Consider the following 18,425-nt stretch of genomic DNA (forward strand, 5'->3'; position numbering starts at 1 on the left):
AGACCGGTCCCCCCGTCGCGGCCGGTCTGCATGGACCACATATCCGACCTCCATCTCCGCCGTCGCCTCGGCGCGCTGGCGACCGCCGCCGCCTGCTCCTTCTGTACCGGGCCGGGCGGCTCCGCGCCCGGCGCGGTGGATCTCCGGCTGCTGCTGGCGAGCGTCATGGCGGGCGTACGGGAGAAGTACGAGGAGACCGCCGAGCCCGACCGGGGTCTGCCCACGGGCCTCGCCGTCGAGGACGTCTGCCGGAGGGCGGTGGACCCGAAGGTGGCGCGGGCGCTGCTGGAGCGCGTACGGCCGGCCCGGTGGCGGCTGCGGGAGGTCCCCGGCCCCGGCGACCCGGCGGGCGCGGCTCCCGTGGAGCCGTGGTCCGACTTCCGGGAGCGGGTACGGCGTGAGCGCCGACCCGTCCCGCCGTGGTCCGGCGCCGACCGGCCGGGCGGCGCGTCCTCGACCGGTGTGCTGGACGCGGTGTCGGCCGCCGTCCAGCGGCTCGGACTGGTCCGGACCCTGCCCCCGGGCCACCGGGTGTGGCGCGGCCGGATGCGCGCGGACACCGCGCGGCCCGGCTACTCGGCCGCGTCCATCGGCTCGACCCCGCCGTCGAGGGCGACCGCGAACCGGATGAGTCCCGCGGGCGTCCCGATGTTCTACGGGTCCGAGGACGTGGCCACCGTCGTCGCGGAGATCTCGGCGCACGACCCGCGCCCCTATGTGGCGGCGGCCGCCTTCCGGACCACCCGGCCGGTGCCCGTGGTCGATCTGTCGAACGTGCCCGACGAGCCCAGCGTCTTCGACCCCGGCCGCGAATCCCTGATCCGCCCGGTCGCGTTCATCAGGGCCTTCTCCGAGGACCTCAGCCAGCCGGTGGTCCTGGACGGGCGGGAGCGCACCGCCTACGTGCCGACCCAGGTGCTGACCGAGTACTTCCGCCGGCTCTCCCCCTTGCGTGTGCAGGGGATCGTCTTCCGTTCCGCCCAGAACGGCGGGATCAACTACGTCCTGTTCACCGGCCCCGAGGGCTGCGTCGACGCGCACACCGCCGGCCCCTCGGCGATGCTCCGGCTCCAGCCGCACACCGAGATCGTGGTCGGGCGCGCCCCGGGCGCTCCGGGCGGCGGCCGGGCGGCCGACTCCGTGGGCGCGCACACGGCTCGGCCGGTCTGAGCGCACGCCCTCCGGACCGCGTCAGCGTCCCCGGCGGGGTCGCGGTGATGCGCGGCGGTCCGGCGGCCGTCCGGGGGATCCGCTCGGCGCGGGCCGTGATGAGAGGCGGGTGGGCGCGGTGATCCGCCGGGGCCCGGGCCGTCCATCGGGGGGGCCGTGGACAGTCTGCCGGGCGGGCATCGCCGTCGCCCGACGGGCCGTCGTGACCGGCCCCGGGGCGCAGGCCGCGACGACGGACCACGCCCGCCACCACGGGCCGCCGCCGACGCCCGGGGCCGGGCGCGGGCCGGGTCTTCGTGGTCCGTCGGCGGTCGCCGTGATCGTGGAGGGCCGCGGCGGATCGGGCCGTGGGGATCCGCTCCGGGCGGGCCGTGCGTCGGGCGGCGATGATCCGACGCGCCGCCGTCACCGACGAAGGCGGGGCGTGGCCCGGGTCCCGGTTCATCCTCCCCGGGGGCGTCTTTCGATGCGCCGTGGTGGGACGGCGCGAGCGGCGGGCGGGGTCGTGCGGCGCCGGGGGCGTCGCCGTCCGGCGGGCCCTGCGGGCTGTGCGGGGCGGGGCGGGGAGGGATCAGCCGTGGCCGGTCAGGGGGACGCGCCACACCAGACGGGTGCCGCCGGTCTCGGCCGGGTCCGTCGTCATCGTGCCGCCGAGCCGCTCGGCGCGCTCGGCGAGGTTGCGCAGACCGCCGCGCCGGCCGCCCTCGGGTTCGGCGATGCCCACCCCGTCGTCGGCGATCTCCGCGGTGAGCGTCCCGGCGCGTACGACGAGCGAGACCTCGGTCTTCGACGCGCCGGCGTGACGGGCCACATTGGTGAGGGACTCCCCCAGGACCGCGACCACCTCGTCGGCGACCGGGCGGGGCACATCGGTGTCGATGAGCCCCTCCATCCGCAGCCCGGGCGCGAAGCCCAGGGTGCGGGCCGCCTCCTCCAGGGCGCGGACGGTGCGGACCCGCAGCCCCGGCGAGGCCTGGGGGTTCTCGCGCTCGCGGAGTCCGAAGATGGTCGAACGGATGATCTTGATGGTGTCGTCGAGATCGTCGATCGCGCGCACCAGCCGTTCGGTCGCCCGGGGGTGTTCGACGAAACGACGGGCGCTCTGGAGGGTCATCCCGGTCGCGAACAGCCGCTGGATCGCCAGATCGTGGAGGTCACGCGCGATCCGGTCACGGTCGGCGAGCAGGGCCATCTGTTCGGAGTCCCGTCGGCGGTCCTCCAGTTCGAGCGCGAGCGCGGCCTGTCCGGCGAAGCCGGGCAGCGGCGCGGTCTCCGCCTCGCTGAACGGGGGCCGCCCCGCGCGCCGGGCGAGCACCAGAACCCCGCGGACCCGGCCCGGCTTGCCCAGCGGGACGGCGACGGCGGGACCGAAGCCGCGCCAGCGGCCCGCGTCGGCGGCCGCCCGCTCCTCGTCCGCCGCCACGTCCGGGGAGGTGACGGGATCGCCCCCGGCCAGCGCCGCCGCGGCGAGGGCGCCCGGGGCGGAGGGTTCCGTACCGCCCGGCGCGGTCGTCCCCGGGTCCTCGCCGAGCGACAGGGCCTCGCGCAGCTCGCCGCCGGGCCCTGTCAGATAGACGACGCCCAGTTCGGTGGAGGTGATCCGGCGGGCCCGGTCCGTCATCATCTCCAGCACCTCGATCTCGGAGGAGCCGGAGAGCAGCGCGCTGGTGAAGTCGGCGCTGGCGGCCAGCCAGCGCTCCCGGAGCCGGACCTTCTCGAAGAGCCGGGCGTTCTCGATCGCGATGCCGGCCGCGACCGCCAGGGTGGAGAGGACCGCCTCGTCCTCGGCGTCGAACTCGCCGCCGCCGCGCTTCTCGGTGAGATACAGATTGCCGAACACCTCGTCCCGCACCCGGACCGGCACCCCGAGGAAGGAGTGCATCGGGGGATGGTGGGCGGGGAATCCGGAGGACGAGGGGTGGTCGGACAGCTCGGCGAGGCGCAGCGCCTCGGGCCGCCGGATCAGTTCGCCGAGCAGCCCGTGGCCGGAGGGCAGATCGCCGATCCGCCGCCGGCCCTCGTCGTCGACGCCGACGGTCAGAAAGCTGGTGAGGTTGCGCTCGTCGCCGATGACGCCGAGCGCGCCGTACCCGGCGTCCACCAGGACGACGGCCGCCTCCACGATCCCGCGCAGCACCTGCGGCAGATCCAGGCCCCGGCCCACCGACATCACGGCCTCCAGCAGGCCGTTGAGCCGGTCGCGGCTGCCGCGCACCTCGTCGATACGGGACTGGAGCTCGTCGAGCAGCTCATCGAGCCGGAGGCGCGGAAGCCTGCCCGCGCCGCCCTCGTCCCCACCCATGAGCCCTCCGAGACTCTCCACCCGGCCCCGCCTGCCAGGAGCCCGTTCACCGTATCGCCCGCGCCGGGCCGGCTGTCGGGCAGGGCCGTTCGGCCCTCGGCCCGTCCCCTCCCGGCCCTGCCGGGCGCGGGTCCGGCCGGTGGATGCTCGTGGATGTCAACCGGCCGCCGAGGGGCCAGGTCCTCCGGGGTCGCGGAGCGAGCACGAAGGAGGACGGTGAGCACCATGAGGACGACGATGAGCGCTCTGTCGACGGAGCACCGCGGACGGCTGCTGGACGTCGCGCGCGAGGTGCGGTTCGAGCAGGGGGCCAGGATTCTGGACGAGGGGGCCGCGGCGGACCGGTTCTGGATCGTGCGCACGGGGCTGGTCACGCTCGACTTACACGTCCCCGGCCGACGCGCGGCGGTGGTCGAGTCGCTGTCGCACGGGGAACTCGTCGGCTGGTCCTGGATGTTCCCGCCCTCGGGCTGGCTGATGGGCGCGGAGGCGATGACTCCGGTGCGGGCGCTGGAGTTCGACTCCGCCCGGGTACGGCGGCTGTGCGACGCCGACCCGTGGCTCGGCCACGAGGTCGCGCTGTGGGTCGGCTCGGTCCTCGCCCACCGGCTGCGGGCGGCCCGGGCCCGGCTGCTGGACCTCTATACGCCCCGGGGCGCCGAGGCCGGCGCCCCGGGGTGAAGAAGGGGGCGAGGGAGGGCGACAGGGGCCCAACGGCCCCTGTCGCCCGGGGACCGGGTGGGGCAGTCTCGTAACGAACAGTCAAGATCCAGGGAGCCACTCACGTGACCGCGACGACACCGGCCTTCTCTCCGGAGCGCCCCATCCGGGTCTTCCTCCTCGACGACCACGAGGTGGTGCGGCGCGGGGTGCACGATCTGCTCGGCTCCGAGCCGGACATCGAGGTGGTCGGCGAGGCCGGTTCGAGCGCGCAGGCGCTGGTGCGCGGACCGGCGCTGCGCCCGGACGTCGCCGTGCTCGACATCCGGCTCCCGGACAGCGACGGGATCACGGTCTGCCGGGAGCTGCGGTCGCGGCTGCCGGAGACCGCCTGTCTGATGCTGACGTCCTTCGACGACGACGATGCCCTGCTGGACGCGATCATGGCGGGCGCGGCGGGGTATGTGCTGAAGCAGATCAAGGGCTCGGACCTGGTGGCGGCGGTCCGCACGGTCGCCTCCGGGCAGTCGATGCTCGACCCGGCCACCACGGCCCGGCTGATGAACAGTCTGCGGGCGCCGGAGGAGCCGAAGTCCGAGGAGTCGCTGCTGAACGGGCTGACGAACCGGGAGCGGGAGATCCTCGGCCTCATCGGCGAGGGTCTCACCAACCGGCAGATCGGGGAGCGTCTCTTCCTCGCCGAGAAGACCGTCAAGAACCACATCTCGCGGCTGCTGGCCAAGCTGGGCGTGGAACGCCGTATCCAGGCGGCCGTCCTGGCCACCCAGTTCGGCGCGCCCGCCTAGCGCACGCCCAGCGCCCGCCTGGCCCGCGTCCGAGGCGGCCGTCCGTGAGGGTGCGCACCCCCACGGACGGCGGGGAGACCGGCGCGGTAGGGTCTTCGGCATGAAGATCATGAAGTGACGACACCGCGCCCTCCCGGGGGCGTCGATCCGCGCGCGACGCCGTTCGAGCCCCGCTCCGGCGTCCGTCCCGTGCGTCCGCGCACCGACCGCCTCATCACTTCGTACGAACGGACACCCCATGACCGACTCCCTCATGACCGACGAGCTGTTCCCCGCCCAGGTCGCCGAACGGCTGTCCGGACTCCCCGGCGTCGAGGCCGTCGCCCTCGGCGGCTCGCGGGCGCAGGGCACGCACACCCCCGAGAGCGACTGGGACTTCGCGGTCTACTACCGGGACGGATTCGACCCGGCCGATCTCCGCGCCCTGGGCTGGCCGGGAGAGGTCTCCGAGATCGGCGGCTGGGGCGGCGGGGTCTTCAACGGCGGTGCGTGGCTGACGGTGGACGGCCGGCGCGTCGACGTCCACTACCGCGATCTCGGCACGGTGGAACACGAGCTGGCCGAGGCCCGGCAGGGCCGATTCCGCTGGGAGCCGCTGATGTTCCATCTCGCGGGCATCCCCAGCTGTCTCGTGGTCGCCGAACTCGCCCTCAACCGGGTGCTGTACGGGACTCTGCCGCGCCCCGACTACCCCGAGGCGCTCCGGGCGGCCGCGCCGGGCGTGTGGCGCGGCCGGGCGGAGCTGACGCTCCAGTACGCGCGGGGCGCCAACGCGCCGCGCGGCCAGGCCGCCGAGGTCGCGGGCGCGCTGGCGACGGCGGCCATGCTGACGGCCCACGCGGTGCTGGCGGCGCGCGGCGAGTGGGTCACCAACGAGAAGCGGCTGCTGACGCGGGCGGGGCTGCGCGGGATCGACACGATCCTCACGGGGCTGCGGCCGGAGCCGGAGGCCCTGCTCCGGGCGATCGACGAGGCCGAGAGGCTGTTCCGCGAGGCCGTCTGAGCGACCGTCAGCACACTCGGGCCCGTATCCGGCCGCCCGCGATCCGCGCGTGGCCGGGTACGGGCTGCTTCGTGTGGGTACCACACACATTCGTGGCACACTCCACGGATGCTGAGACCCTGGGGAGATCCGCACACGGGCGAGATCGACGACAGAGAGCTGGCCTCCTATCTCGCGAGTGAGGCCCTCCTGGAGCTCCGGCGCCTGGCCTCACGGGCCGAGCGGCTGCCGGAGGGGGCCTCGGCGCGCGAGCACACGGCGCGCATCCGCGAACTGGCCGAGTTCGCCCAGGCGATGCTCGCGCTCTCCGTCTCCCCGCCCCGGCAGCCGGCCCACGGCACTCCCACCCGTCGTGATCAGGCCATGTGGGAGCGGCCGATGAGCTATCGATGGGGCGTACTCGCCCCGGAGCGGCGCGCGTGGGTGCTCCGCCGGGTCGAGCGGGCGGGCCTGAGCTGGACGCCGCCGCCCCCGCTGCCGTCGCCGCGCAAGGGAGTGCCGGAGCTGAGCCCGGGTCAGCGGCTGGGGCTGCTCGCGGGCTGGCCGGTGAAGCCGCCGCCGGGCCGCCGCCCGCTGCCCCGGCCGGGGCGGGTGCTCAAGCTCGTGGACCGCGAGGCCGTCCTCGCCCTCCACGAGGAGGCCGACCGGCTGCGCCCGGGCCGGAACCGGCCAAGCCGCTGGCTGTACGCCCATCTCGACCCCGGGGCGGCCCACTATCTCTTCCCGGACCCCGCCGCCCACGACTGGCCGGATCCGGATGCCGGGCGCTCCTGGTGGCGGTGCGGCGGACTGCTGCGCATGGCCGACGGCGAACAGGTCAACGGGAGCCTCCTGGTGCTGCCGGAGACGTTCGCCGCGCTTCCCTCGACCGTGCCGCGCGTCCGGCAGCGCCGGCTCGCCCTGGTCTCCCGGCTCACCGAGCGCGATGTGTATCTCTGGGGCCGGGACCACGAGCCGCACTGCGCACCGGAGGCATGCGGATACGCGCCGGGCGGCGACGGCGACGGCGACGGCCGACCGCCGAGCATCTGACGGCGCGGACCGGGCGGACCGGGCGAACCCGGCGGACCGAGGAGAGCGGAAAGCGGATCGAGGAGACTCGACAGCCCGAGCCATGGGCACCGGAACAGGATTCGAACCTGCGTCCACCCGGATTCAGCCGGGCGCTCCACCGCAGAGCTTCCCGGTGCCCACAGTCGTACCACGGGGGCAGGGCTCGAACCTGCGTCCAACCGGTCCGCAGCCGGCCGCTCCACCACTGAGCTTCCCCGATGAAACGATCCTGCCCGCCCCGACCGGGAGACGTCAAAGGGATTCCGGGGCGGAGGCGGAGCGGTGGCCCCGGCCGGAGAAGAACCCGGCCGAGCGGAGCAGCGCGGCGAGCACGGGATCGGCGACGGTGACCCCGTGGACCAGTTCGGGCGTGGGCCGGAAGGGGACCGCGCGGGCCTCCGTCCGGACGCGGGACCAGCCGCCCCTGCGCGGGTCGACGCCGTGGCGGCGGCAGACCTGTTCGACCAGCTCCTCCGGGCAGTCGGCGCGGCCGCGCAGCACGTCCCAGGGCAGCGGCAGTTCGGCCCAGACCCCGGTGTCCGGGTGCGGCCCGCCGCCGGTGGAGCGGTGCCAGGCCGCCACGTCCGCCGCGATGAGCGGCAGCACCTTGCCGGGGCAGATCCGCTCGACGACGTCCTCGGCGCCCATCGCCTGCAGCAGGGCGAGCCAGTGGGTCCGCGCCTGGTTCCAGGCCCGGGCCGCCTGGTTCCAGGTGGAGGAGTCGTCGCCGCGCCGCACGATCATCGTCGTACGGTCCAGGGGACCGCGTTCCCAGACGGCTTCGAGCTGTTCGGCGGCGTCGAGCAGGATCCGGTGCCAGCGGCCGATCAGCAGTCCGCGCTCCTCGTCCGTGAGGCGCTTCAGCACCTGTCCCACGGGGTGGACCTGGGCGATGGCGAACCAGCCGGCGGTGTCCGGGTCCAGCCGGTCGAACAGGGCCTCCGCGACCCGGTCGTACGGTTTCTGCTGGCCGGTGACGGTGAACTCGCTGCGGAGGTTGGCGCGCGCGGTGAGGTAGGCGATGAACGCCGCGGTGCCGTGGTCGGCCGCGAACTCGCCGTACGGCAGCCGGCTGGCGAGTCCGCTCTTGCCGATCATCGTGATCTCGCGTTTGCGCTGCTCGGCGATGATACGGGCGAGTTTGGCCTCCATCCGGCGCAGCAGCCGGAACCGTTTGTTGTACTGCCGCTTGGACAGATCGCCGAGTCCGGCCTCCGCGCGCTGTTCCCGGTTGAGCCGGTCGGCGTGGAAGTCGCTGTGCCCGTAGGCCTTGCGTATCTCCTCGCCCGCGGCGCGGATGACGGCCTCGATCTCGGCGGGGTCGTCGCCGTGGGACTCGGGCGGCTCGGCGACGGTGCGGAACAGCCCCGCGGAGACGGCCAGCTGGCGCTGGGCGCCGACGGGCCGGGCGAAGTCCTCCATCATGGAGGTGTATCCGTGCCACAGGCTGCGCAGCGAGGTACGGGCGGCCCGGTCGAGCGCCTTGCGGGTGGGCCGGTCGATCTCGCCGGGCGCCGTGTCGAAGAGGTCGCGGATCAGCTGGGCCACGTCCTCGGGGCGCTTGCGCAGACCGAGCGAGGCGTGCAGTTCCCGCAGGAGCTGCTCGGTGTTCGGGGACATGGGGGACAGCGTGACAGCCGGGGCCGGGCGGTTCCAGCCGATATCGTCCGCCCGGCCCGCCGGATCACTCCTGGCCGAGCCAGAGGTCGGGGCCGAAGACCTCGTAGTGGATGTCGGCGGCGGGGACTCCGCGCGCCAGCAGCTGGGCGCGCGCGGCGCGGAGGAAGGGCAGCGGTCCGCAGAGAAGGGCGGTGACGCCCGGGGGCGCCGGGACGGCGGCGAGGTCGGCGCGGCCGGTGCGGACGACGGCGGTGCGGACAGCGCCCGTACGGCCGGCGGCGTCGGCGTCCGCACGGCCGGCGGCCGGTTCCGCGGGGCGGCCGGGCTCCGTCGTCTCGTACCAGACATACGCCTCGGCGTCGGGCAGTTCGGCGACATACCGGTCGAGGTCGGCGCGGAAGGCGTGGCGGCTCCGGTCCCGGTCGGCGTGGACGACCGTGATCCGGCGCGGGGAGCGGTCCGCGGCCAGCCGGCTCAGCATGCCGATCATCGAGGTGCAGCCGATGCCCGCGGAGACCAGCAGCAGCGGGCCGTCGCCGTCGTCGAGGACGACATCGCCGAAGGGCGCGCCGACCTTGAGCAGATCGCCGGGGTGGACGCGGTCGTGCAGATGGCCGGAGACCTCGCCGTCGGGCGTGTCCGCCCCGGCGATCCGCTTCACGCTGAACCGGAGGGCGTCGGCGGACGCGCCGGAGATGCTGTACTGGCGTATCTGGTGCGCGCCGTCGGCGAGTTCGACCTGTACGGACACGTACTGGCCGGGCCGGAAGGGCGGCGGGGCCGAACCGTCGGCGGGCCGCACCAGGAAGGTGGTGACCTCGTCGGTCTCCGCCCGGCGGCCGACGACGCGGTGGTCGCGCAGGGTGCTGCCGGGTTCGGCGCCTGCCTCCGCGTAGAGCCGGGCCTCGATGGCGATCAGGGCGTTGGCCATCAGCCAGTAGACCTCGTCCCAGGCGGCGGCGACCTCGTCGGTGACCGCGTCGCCCAGCACCTCGGCGATGGCGGCGAACAGATGGGTGTGGACGACGCGGTACTGGTCGCGGGTGACGCCGAGCGAGGCGTGCTTGTGGGCGATCCGGCTCAGCAGGGCGTCGGGCCGGACGCCGGGGTGGTCGAGCAGCGCGGTCGCGAAGGCGGCGACGGAGCCGGCCAGGGCCCGCTGCTGTTCCCCGCTCGCCTGATTGCCCCGGTTGAAGAGGTCGCGCGGCAGCGCGGGATGGGCGGCGAAGAGCCGGTCGTAGAAATTAATGGTGATCTCGCCGATCGCGCCGCCGACGGCGGGCAGCGTGGCGCGGATCGTTCCGGCGGACTTCTCGGACAGCATCCTCGGGCTCCTGATGTGGAGAGGTACGGGGAGAGGTACGGGGAGAGGTACGGGGAGAGGTACGGGGAGACGGACAAGGTGACGGGCGGCGGGACGGGCGGAAGGAAGGACGGGCGCGGGGGCGGGCGAAGGGGGCGCGGGCGGGCCGGCGCGCTACCGGCCGGGCGGGCCGAGCGGAAGGCCCAGCAGGACCGGGCCGGTGGGCGAGGCGACCAGATCGTCGACGGTGATCGGGTCGAGGACGGCGTAGAACGCCTCCTGGGCGGTGCGCAGTACGGTGCGCAGCCGACAGGCCGACCGCAGCGGGCAGGGCGGTTCGTCCTCGCAGCCGACGACGTCGCCCGCGCCCTCCAGCTCCCGGACAAGGCGTCCGAGGGAGCCGGTGCGCCCCTCGGCGGTGAGCGCCAGCCCGCCGCCGCGCCCCCGGCGGGCCTCGACGACGCCGAGGTGCTGGAGCCGGGTGACGACCTTGGCGGCGTGGCTGTACGGGACGCCGACGGCGTCGGCGACTTCGCGGGTGGTCGGGGCCGTCCCGTCGGCCAGGACCGCCAGTCGCATGGCGATGCGGAGCGCGAGATCGGTGCCTTTGGTCATACGCACGCCGACGAGCCTACGTTAATACGAATCTGAGATACCACTTAGGGGTGGGTGGCGCGGCCCTCCCTGCCCCGCGACCGGGAGCGAGGCCGGGAGCGGCCGGGCGAGCCGCCGGATATCCGCTGGCCGCGCCCGCGTCCGGCTGCCAGGCTGTCCCCCGCTCCCCGGGCGCGCGACGCACGCCCGGCCGCCCCGGAAGGAGAACGAGACCGTGCGGAACCAACCGCCCGTACGCCGCCCCCGGTCGGCCGACGAAGTACGCCGGGCCGTGCCCGCGCTGGACCCGGCCGCGGAGATCCGCCCGGTGGACGAGGGCGGCGAGCACTCCACCTGGCGAGTGGGCGGCACAGGAGTGCTGCGGCTCGCCCTGGACGCGGACGGTTCGCGCCGCCAGCACCGGGAGATCGCGCTGCGCGACACGGTCCGCCGCCACACCCGGATCCCGCTGCCGGCCAGTGTCCTGGCCGGTTTCTGGGCCCCCGGGCTCTCCTTCACCCTGGACGCCGCGCTGCCGGGCGTCTCCGCCGAGCGGCGGCCGGTGACCCGGGCCGGGGAGGAGGACCTCGCCGGTCTGCTGGCCGCGCTGCGGACTCTGCCCGCCGCCGTGCCGGCCGCCCTGGGCGTGCCCCGCGAGAGCCCGCGCGCGGCGGCCCCGCTGTACGAGGAGGCGCGGGGCGCGGGCGAACGGCTCCGCTCGGACGGCGAGTTCCCCCGGGGGCCGCTGACCCTGGCGGCCGGCGGCGACGGCGTGCCCGGACCGTCCGGCGAGGCGCTGCTCCACCACGACCTCAAGGGCGAGCATCTCCTCGTCACCCCCTCGGGCGGGATCGGCGGAGTGCTCGACTGGACCGACGCCGCGCTCGGCGACCCGGCCGAGGACGTCGCGGGGCTGGCGATCGCCGTCGGCGCGCCCGCCGCCGTACGGATCGCCCTCGGCGCGGGGCACGACGCCGCCGTCTGCCGGCGCGCCCTGTTCCTGGCCCGCGCCGACACCCTGATCCGGCTCTCCGACCGGCTCCACGGCGACGACGACAGCCCTCCGGAGCTGCTGCGCGCCCAGCGGACGCGCGCCTGGCGGCCGACCGCTCTCGACCGGGACGCCGGGGCTGACGTCTTGACGACCTGACGGCCTGACGGCCCGGCGTCCGACGGCCGGTGTCACGGCGGTGTTCGGCCGCCGCCCGACTGGAGGCCGCGCCGCCGGACGGACGAAGGGGGCGACCGGCCGGGTCAGCGGCTGCCGCCGGGCGGACGGCGGAAGTTCCCCCTCGGCGTCCAGGGCCTGGCGCGCCGGTCCGCCGGCGACGGGTCGCTCAGGGCCGCCCGCCAGCGTGGGGTCTCCTCGCCGCCGCGCAGACCGGCGCCCTCGCCGCCGTACGCGTCGCCGTCCTCCGCCCCGTACCCGTCGGCGTCCTCGGCGAGCCGGCCGAGGATCCGGGTGAGCATCGCGTCGAGGTCCTCCCCGCCGGGTGCGGGCGGGCGCGGAAGGCGCTCGCCGTGCGGTCGCGCGGCGGCGCGGTCGCGGTCCGACGGGGCGGGACGGCAGGCGAACAGGTCGGCGACGGGGATGTCCTCGGCGTGGGAGTCCGTCCCGGTGGGCCGGTCCATCGCGGCGAAGTCTCTGCCTGACATGACGGCTCCTTGCGTTGACACGATGACGAGTGCGTCAACGATTCCAGCCGCCGCGCGATTGTTCCGTAAGCCCGTCACGCCCCTCGGAACAATGAAACGGGGGCGCGCGAAGGCCCGCCGCGCCGTGACGGGACGGGCGACGGGCCGGTTTCGGGCGGTACGGGCCGGTGCCGCGCCGACGCGGTACGGCGCGGCCGGGCGGGCCGGTCAGCGGTGGGGGATCACCGCGACGGGCGCGGCGGCGTGGTGGAGCACGGCGTGCGCGACGGATCCGATCCGGCCGCCGAACGGTGTGGCCCGGCGGATACGGCGGCCGACGACGAGCAGCGAGGCGTCGCGGGAGGCGTCCACCAGCTGGTCGACCGCCTTGCCGGGGCGGGCCTCGGCGACGACGTCGAGCGAGGGGTGCTCGCGCAGCCAGGGTTCCAGCACCCCGGCCAGGGTGCGGGCTTCGCCGTCGGCGAGCTGCGCGTTCAGCTCGGGGTCCGGGGGCAGCCCGTAGGCGAAGTAGGGCGGCAGGTTCCAGCTGTGGACGACCCGGAGCGACGTTCCGCCGCGTACGGCCGCCTCGAAGGCGAAGGCGATGAGCGCGTCGTCGGGCGCGTTGGCGTCGAGTCCGAGGACCACGGGGCCCGTGGCGGCGGGCGGCTCGGCGGCCGTCCCGCTCGCGGCGGCGTCCGCCTCCCCGTCGCCGTCGCCGTCGTCGTCGCCGGTCTCCGGCGCGCGGACGAGGACCACCGGCCGCTCGGTGCGGGCGACGACCGCCTGGCCCACCGAGCCGAGGAGGAAGCCGCCGAGGCTCCCGAGGCCCCGGGAGCCGAGCACCAGCAGATCGGACTCCTCGGCGGCCTCGGGAAGGATCTCGGAGGGGCGTCCGTCGAGCTGCTCCCAGCTGATGTCGAGTCCGGGGTGGCGGCGCAGCAGCAGCTCGGCCGCCTCCCGGGGGATCCGGTCGGAGGGCTCGGACCACTGCCCGGTCTCGCCGCCGATGAAGGGCGCCTGCATCAGGGGCACCGTCTCCCGGACGTGGACCAGTCTCAGCGGCAGACCGCGCAGCGTCGCTTCGCGGGCCGCCCAGGCCGCGGCGGCCAGACTCTCTCGGGAGCCGTCGAGGCCGGCGGTGACAGTGCGGGACATGATGCACACCTCCTGGAGCGATGGGATCCGTCGACCGGTCCCCTCTCCAGCATGGGCGCGGTCCCGCCGGTCGGCGAGGGCCACAGGTCCTCGGCGCGTCGGTCACAACTGCCCCCGCCCCGGCCCGACCGGCCCGTCCGAAGGTCCCTCCCCGGGCGGGCGGCGGGGCCGGTCGGGTGAGGGGGCGGACGGCTATCCGGTGAGCGGGGCGGCCGGTGAGCGGGCGGATCCGGCGGCGGATTGACCTTCAAGTCGGCCGAAGGCCGAGAATCGCCGGCATGGACAGCACCACCGCGGAACTACTGACCATCAGCGCCTTCGCGAGGCGCGTCGGTCTCACACCGAGCGCGCTGCGCTTCTACGACGACTGCCGGGTGCTCCGGCCGGTGTCCGTGGACGCGTCGACGGGCTATCGCCACTACAGCCCCGACCAGGAGGAGCGCGCCGTGCTGCTGCGCGGGCTGCGGGCCGCGGGGCTGCCCCTCGCCGAGGTCGCCGCCGTGCTGGACGGCGAGGGGGAGGAGGCCCGCGCGATCCTGGAGCGCCACCGGGTGCGGGAGCGCGAACGGGCCCGCGGGGCCGAGGCCGCGATCGCGTCGGTGCTGCGCGGGCTGGGCGCGGCCGGGGAGCGGACGGCGGCGACGCTCGGCGGCGCGGAGCTGGCGAGCGCCGTACGCCAGGTCGCGCCCGCGGCCGGGGCCGATCCGGAGCATCCCGTCCTCGGGTGTGTGTCGGTCGAGATCGACGGCGGCGAGGTGCGGTTCGCCGCCACCGACCGCTATCGGCTGTCGCTGCGGACCCTGCGGCCCTCGGCGGCACGGGGGCCGGGCAGGCGGCTGCTGCTGACGGCGGCGGACCTCGTCGCTCTGTCCGTCCGGGCGGCGCGGGAGGCCGAGGTGACACTGGAGGCCGACGCCGGCGGGGCCCGGATCCTCCTCGGAGGACTGCCCCGGGAACTTCCCCTGGTGGAAGCCGAGTTCCCGGCGTACCGCGAGATGCTGGCGGCGCTCGCCCCGGCCGCGCACCGGCGGGCCGTGGACCGCGTGGCGCTCCTGGGCGCGCTCGACGGCTGCGGCGACGTCCCGGCCGTCGTCCTGCGGCCCGGGGCGGACCGGCTCGCGGTCGGCCTGCCGGACGGTTCGCGTACGACCGTGCTGGCCGCTGTGGGACAGGGCGGGGAGTGCCCGCCGATCGGCTTCGACCCCGCCGTGCTCGCGCCCGCTCTGGAGGCGAGCGTCGGTCCCGATGTGCTGCTGGAGATCGTCTCCGCCGCTCAGCCCGTCGTGGTCCGCTCGGCGGACCAGGGCGATTTCACCACCCTCGTCATGCCCCTGTCGCTCGACCGTCCCGGAAGGACCCGCCCGTGAACCCGGAGAACGCCGTGATCGCCCTCTGCGCGGAAGGCATGCGGGCGGAGGGCGAGGGGCGGGACGAGGAGGCCGCCGAGCTGTTCCTGCGGGCGTGGCGCGCGGCGGGCGACGACTACGAGGCCTGTGTCGCCGCGCACTACGCGGCCCGGCACGGGCGGAGCCCCGAGGAGACGCTGCGCTGGAATCAGGAGTGTCTGACCCGGGCCGACCGGGTGGGCGACGAGCGGGTCCGGCCGTTCTACCCCTCGCTGCACGGCACGATGGGCCGCGCCTGGCTGGATCTGGGCGAGCGGGAGCGGGCCCGGGAGCACTTCGAGAGGGCGGCGGCCCGGCTGGGGGATCTGCCGCCGGGTCAGTACGCGGACTGGCTGCGGCTGTGCGTCGCCCGGGGGCTGCGGGCGACCGCCCCGGCGGCGACCGGCTCATCGGCCGGGGCCGGGGCGGTCGACGAGCCGGTCGCGGCGCTGCTGGAGCGGCTGTGCGCACGGGCCGATCTCGACTCGCTGGGTCTGCTGCTCCCGCCGTATCTGGGCAATCTGCGCGTGCCCGAGGACGAGGAGCGGCTGACGGCCGCCCTGCGGATGCTGCTCGCCGAGCGCCGGCTGCCGGAGTCCGACCGGTCCGCGCTGCGAGAGGTCATCGCCCTGCGCGAGGCGGGCTGACCTCGGCGGCCCGAGCGCCTCCGGGCGCCCGCCGGGGCCGGGGCGGCGGTCCCTTCGAAGTCGGGCGCGATCGGGGCGGGGATACGGGCGGCGGTCCGGCGGGGGTACGGGCGGGGTCAGGGCAGCGGATACGGGCGGGGTCAGGGCAGCGGCAGATACGGGCAGGGTCAGTGCGGCGGCGGATACGGGTGGGGCTCCACGGCGAAGACCTGCTCGAAGCCGTCGACGCCCGGCCCGTCGAGATGCCGCGCCCTGGTCAGTCCGGCGCGTACGGCGACCCGCCGGGAGGCCGTGTTCTCCGGCCGGATCCGTGCGACCAGCGGCAGCCCCGGGCCCCGGCGGGCCGCCCAGCCGACGACGGCGGTCGCCGCCTCGGCCGCGAATCCCCGGCCCCAGAAGGCGGGGGCGAAGCGGTAGAAGAGATTGAGGACGCCGATTCCGTTCAGCCGGGTGGTCGTGATCCCGCAGAGGCCGATCCGCTCGGGCCCCTCCTGACGGCGGACCACCCAGCAGCCGTATCCATGGCGTTCCCACTGGTCGTGCCAGCTCCGGCAGAGCGCCTCGGCCTCCGCGCGGCGGGTCAGGGCGTCGGAGGGATTGTGGAGACAGGTCCGGGGATCGCGGTGGATCGCGAGGACGGCGTCGACGTCGGCGGGGACGGGCCGGCGCAACGACAGCCGCGGGGTGAGCAGTCGCGCGCAGTCGGCCGACGCCTCGTCGTCCGTACGGAAGCCCTGGGCGCTCGCGTCGGTCATACCGGCCAGCATTCCCGCTCGCCCGCGCCGAGCGCCAGCGCGTTACGGAGTTCACCGCGCCGCGAGCGCCGGAGCGGGCGGGAGTTCACCGCGTCCTGGGAGCGGCGGCGGGGCGGTCTCCGGCCGGGGCGGGGCCGGTCTCCGGCCGGGGGCGGTTCCCAGCCGGGGCGGAGCCCGCCGGGCCGGGCGCCGGTCAATCGCCGTCCGGCGCGCCCATTTCCGGAGTCTCGGGCTTCTCCTGATCGTCGGGGGTCTCGGGCTTCTCGAAGACCAGTTGGCTCCAGTGCACCCCGTTCCGGCCGAGCCGGTCCGCGCCGTCTCCCGCCCGGTAGACCTCCCGCAGTCCGTGACGGGCGGCGAGCGCGACGGTCTCGTCGGCGGAGACGTCGAACATCCGCCGGTCGCGCGGCGGCGCGCCGTGCCGCAGGGTCACGACCAGCCGGCCGCCCCCGGTCAGCAGCGCGCTCACCCGCTCCATGGCGAACGGCCGCTCGTCCTCGTCCAGATGCATCCACACGGCGGAGAGCAGCAGCAGCTCGAACGGGCCGTCGACCCGGCCCAGCTCGGGCAGGGCGTCCGCCACCCACTCCACGGGCTCCGGGTGCAGCCGGGCCCCGACGGTGCGCATCTCCCGCACCGGCTCGACCGCGGTCACCCGGTGACCGAGCCGGGCCAGCGCCGCCGCGTCCCGGCCCGTACCGGCCCCGATGTCCGCCACCCGGGCGGGAGGGGCGGGCAGCAGCGGCAGGATCTCCTCGTACAGCCCGTCGAACGTGAGCGCCTCGTAGCGGTCCGCCAGCGCCTGCGCGTACTGCTCGTAGTACCACTGCACGCCCGGCTGCGGCTCGGTGTAGGTACGGGTCGTCTCCCCCATGCGCTTCATGCCCGTCACCCTACGAGGCCCCGCCGACAGGGGCCAGGCATGAGGTGCCCGGAGCCGGTCACACCGAGGGCGGGGACGGGGGTGCGCCCTCGTCGGCGCGGGACGCGGGGAGTCCGCCCGGCGTGCGCGAAGGCGCGGCCGTCCCGGTCAGCCGCGCCCGGAGCAGTTCGCTGATCTGCCGCAGCTGGGCCAGCTGTTCGGCGGTGAGATGGTCCAGCAGCCGGGACTGGGCGCACTCCGCGTGCCAGGGCGCGGCGTCCTCCAGCGCGCGGCGGCCCGCGCCGGTGAGCTGGGCGAGATGCACCCGGCCGTCGTCGGCGCTGCTCAGCCGCCGGACCCAGCGGCGCTGTTCGAGCCGGTCGACGAGGTGGGAGAGCCTGCTGGTGGAGACGCCCGTGCGGTGGGCGAGTTCGGTCATCCGCAGCGGCCGGTCCGGGGTCTCGGAGAGCCAGGCCAGCACCTCGTAGTGGATCTGCGACATGCCGCTCTCACGGCGCAGTCCCTGTCCGAGCTGTTCGGAGAGCAGCCGGGCGGCGGTCAGGAAGGCGCGCATCGTCTGCTGTGCGTCGTGGTCGGAACGGGGCGATACGTCGTGGTCCGGCCGAGGCGAAGGCGCGGTCGGACCGGGCCGGGGCGATACGTCCTGGTCGGGCCGGAGCGAGAGGTCGTGATCGGGCCGGGGACGTGCGGCGGGGTCGGGCCGGGTCGGTGCGGCGGGCATGGCGGTCTCCTGCGGGGTGGGGTGTGGAGGGGCGGACCCCGCCCCGGGGCCCTTTCGTCGCGCGTGGCCGCCGGGACGGGGTCCTGTCGTCTTCGCCGGCACCCCGCCGGACGGACGATTCAGTTTGTTCAGCAATCAATCAATTAATCTCAGCGCCCCGCGTCGAACAGGTATTCCCGCGCGGGCGGCTTCGCGGCCCGGGGGCCGGGACGCAGCGTTTGCCGACGCCGGGAACTCTGCCTACGCTTCGTTGCGGAACCAATCACCTTGCGCTGTCGGACGACCGGCACGGGGTTTCGGCCCCGCCCGGGAACGCGTCCGGGTCGGGAGAGAAGATCATGGCGGTAGCACAGGACTCGACCGCGCCGCGGGCCCCCGGCGGCCCCGGCCCCGCCACCGTGCCGGTGCGCGCGGCGGTGGTGCGGGAGAAGGGCGGCCCGTTCGTCTTCGAGGACCTCGTCCTCGACACCGTGCTGAGGCCCGACGAGGTGCTCGTCGGCGTGGTGGCAACAGGCGTCTGCCAGACCGATCTCCATGTGCGGGACCGGCATCTGCCCACCCCGCTGCCCGTGGTCCTCGGGCATGAGGGCGCGGGAGTCGTGGAGCGCGTCGGGAGCGCGGTGACCGCGGTCGCGCCCGGCGACCGGGTGGTCATGTCCTACCAGTCGTGCGGCCGGTGCACCCCCTGCCTGACCGGGAGTCCGGCGTACTGCGCGCTGTCGTTCCCGCT

Annotated in this window: 18 protein-coding genes and 2 tRNA genes; 9 read left to right on the plus strand and 11 right to left on the minus strand. The window is 75.5% G+C overall.

Features of this window, described 5'->3' with window-relative positions; genetic code table 11:
- Nucleotides 1-30 precede the first annotated feature (30 nt).
- Complete coding sequence (locus ACF089_RS21675) at nt 31-1,170, plus strand: RES family NAD+ phosphorylase (protein ID WP_392028874.1); 1,140 nt, start codon at nt 31-33, stop codon at nt 1,168-1,170.
- 571 nt (nt 1,171-1,741) lie between these two features.
- Here the strand turns inward: ACF089_RS21675 and ACF089_RS21680 are convergent.
- The gene (locus ACF089_RS21680; protein ID WP_392028876.1) at nt 1,742-3,472 is read right to left on the minus strand and encodes a GAF domain-containing protein; all 1,731 of its coding nucleotides are present in this window, start codon (nt 3,470-3,472) and stop codon (nt 1,742-1,744) included.
- Nucleotides 3,473-3,697: 225 nt separating this feature from the next.
- Between ACF089_RS21680 and ACF089_RS21685 the strand changes: the two genes are divergently transcribed.
- The 4 genes from ACF089_RS21685 (at nt 3,698) to ACF089_RS21700 (ending at nt 6,973) form a co-directional block, all read left to right on the plus strand.
- A complete protein-coding gene (locus ACF089_RS21685; protein ID WP_392028953.1) occupies nt 3,698-4,153 on the plus strand; it encodes a cyclic nucleotide-binding domain-containing protein in 456 nt (151 codons plus the stop codon).
- Between the two features lie 104 nt (nt 4,154-4,257).
- Nucleotides 4,258-4,938 (plus strand): response regulator, encoded by a 681-nt coding sequence (locus ACF089_RS21690; RefSeq protein WP_392028878.1) that lies wholly within the window; start codon nt 4,258-4,260, stop codon nt 4,936-4,938.
- A gap of 238 nt (nt 4,939-5,176) precedes the next feature.
- Nucleotides 5,177-5,941, plus strand: coding sequence for a nucleotidyltransferase domain-containing protein (locus tag ACF089_RS21695; protein WP_392028880.1), 765 nt, complete (start codon nt 5,177-5,179; stop codon nt 5,939-5,941).
- A gap of 108 nt (nt 5,942-6,049) precedes the next feature.
- Nucleotides 6,050-6,973, plus strand: a complete 924-nt coding sequence (locus tag ACF089_RS21700; RefSeq protein ID WP_392028882.1) for a hypothetical protein — start codon at nt 6,050-6,052, stop codon at nt 6,971-6,973.
- A gap of 83 nt (nt 6,974-7,056) precedes the next feature.
- Here ACF089_RS21700 and ACF089_RS21705 read toward each other — a convergent pair.
- From ACF089_RS21705 to ACF089_RS21725, 5 genes are all read right to left on the minus strand, one after another.
- Nucleotides 7,057-7,130 (minus strand) — tRNA-Ser (locus ACF089_RS21705).
- A 12-nt stretch (nt 7,131-7,142) separates the two neighbouring features.
- Nucleotides 7,143-7,215: transfer RNA gene (locus tag ACF089_RS21710), tRNA-Arg, on the minus strand.
- 31 nt (nt 7,216-7,246) lie between these two features.
- Nucleotides 7,247-8,614, minus strand: coding sequence for a hypothetical protein (locus tag ACF089_RS21715; protein ID WP_392028884.1), 1,368 nt, complete (start codon nt 8,612-8,614; stop codon nt 7,247-7,249).
- Between the two features lie 64 nt (nt 8,615-8,678).
- Complete coding sequence (locus ACF089_RS21720) at nt 8,679-9,938, minus strand: globin domain-containing protein (RefSeq protein ID WP_392028886.1); 1,260 nt, start codon at nt 9,936-9,938, stop codon at nt 8,679-8,681.
- A gap of 153 nt (nt 9,939-10,091) precedes the next feature.
- Nucleotides 10,092-10,538: an RrF2 family transcriptional regulator gene (locus ACF089_RS21725; RefSeq protein WP_392028888.1), complete on the minus strand. Its 447-nt coding sequence runs from the start codon at nt 10,536-10,538 to the stop codon at nt 10,092-10,094.
- A gap of 208 nt (nt 10,539-10,746) precedes the next feature.
- Between ACF089_RS21725 and ACF089_RS21730 the strand changes: the two genes are divergently transcribed.
- A complete protein-coding gene (locus ACF089_RS21730; protein WP_392028890.1) occupies nt 10,747-11,661 on the plus strand; it encodes an aminoglycoside phosphotransferase family protein in 915 nt (304 codons plus the stop codon).
- 104 nt (nt 11,662-11,765) lie between these two features.
- On the opposite strand, the gene ACF089_RS21735 is transcribed toward ACF089_RS21730, so the two are convergent.
- Together ACF089_RS21735 and ACF089_RS21740 are read right to left on the minus strand one after the other, a co-directional pair.
- Complete coding sequence (locus ACF089_RS21735; protein WP_392028892.1) at nt 11,766-12,167, minus strand: hypothetical protein; 402 nt, start codon at nt 12,165-12,167, stop codon at nt 11,766-11,768.
- Between the two features lie 207 nt (nt 12,168-12,374).
- A complete protein-coding gene (locus tag ACF089_RS21740) occupies nt 12,375-13,304 on the minus strand; it encodes a universal stress protein (protein ID WP_392028894.1) in 930 nt (309 codons plus the stop codon).
- A 278-nt stretch (nt 13,305-13,582) separates the two neighbouring features.
- Here ACF089_RS21740 and ACF089_RS21745 point away from each other — a divergent pair, with 278 nt between their 5' ends.
- Together ACF089_RS21745 and ACF089_RS21750 are read left to right on the plus strand one after the other, a co-directional pair.
- Nucleotides 13,583-14,671 (plus strand): MerR family transcriptional regulator, encoded by a 1,089-nt coding sequence (locus tag ACF089_RS21745; RefSeq protein WP_392028896.1) that lies wholly within the window; start codon nt 13,583-13,585, stop codon nt 14,669-14,671.
- Nucleotides 14,668-15,336 (plus strand): hypothetical protein, encoded by a 669-nt coding sequence (locus tag ACF089_RS21750; RefSeq protein ID WP_392028898.1) that lies wholly within the window; start codon nt 14,668-14,670, stop codon nt 15,334-15,336. The genes ACF089_RS21745 and ACF089_RS21750 overlap by 4 nt, the downstream gene beginning before the upstream one ends.
- Before the next feature lie 167 nt (nt 15,337-15,503).
- Here ACF089_RS21750 and ACF089_RS21755 read toward each other — a convergent pair whose 3' ends face one another.
- The 3 genes from ACF089_RS21755 to ACF089_RS21765 form a co-directional block, all read right to left on the minus strand.
- Nucleotides 15,504-16,091, minus strand: coding sequence for a GNAT family N-acetyltransferase (locus ACF089_RS21755; protein WP_392028900.1), 588 nt, complete (start codon nt 16,089-16,091; stop codon nt 15,504-15,506).
- 193 nt (nt 16,092-16,284) lie between these two features.
- Nucleotides 16,285-16,974, minus strand: a complete 690-nt coding sequence (locus tag ACF089_RS21760) for a class I SAM-dependent methyltransferase (RefSeq protein WP_392028902.1) — start codon at nt 16,972-16,974, stop codon at nt 16,285-16,287.
- A 58-nt stretch (nt 16,975-17,032) separates the two neighbouring features.
- Nucleotides 17,033-17,695 carry a MarR family winged helix-turn-helix transcriptional regulator gene (locus ACF089_RS21765; RefSeq protein ID WP_392028903.1) on the minus strand — a complete coding sequence of 221 codons (663 nt, stop codon included), beginning with the start codon at nt 17,693-17,695 and terminating at the stop codon, nt 17,033-17,035.
- A 338-nt stretch (nt 17,696-18,033) separates the two neighbouring features.
- On the opposite strand from ACF089_RS21765, the gene ACF089_RS21770 reads away from it, so the two are divergent.
- A partial coding sequence (locus tag ACF089_RS21770; RefSeq protein WP_392028905.1) for an alcohol dehydrogenase catalytic domain-containing protein occupies nt 18,034-18,425 on the plus strand: 392 nt, incomplete at its 3' end.

This window comes from Streptomyces sp. NPDC014894 (assembly GCF_043080985.1).
In the GTDB taxonomy this organism is placed as follows: Bacteria; Actinomycetota; Actinomycetes; order Streptomycetales; family Streptomycetaceae; genus Streptomyces.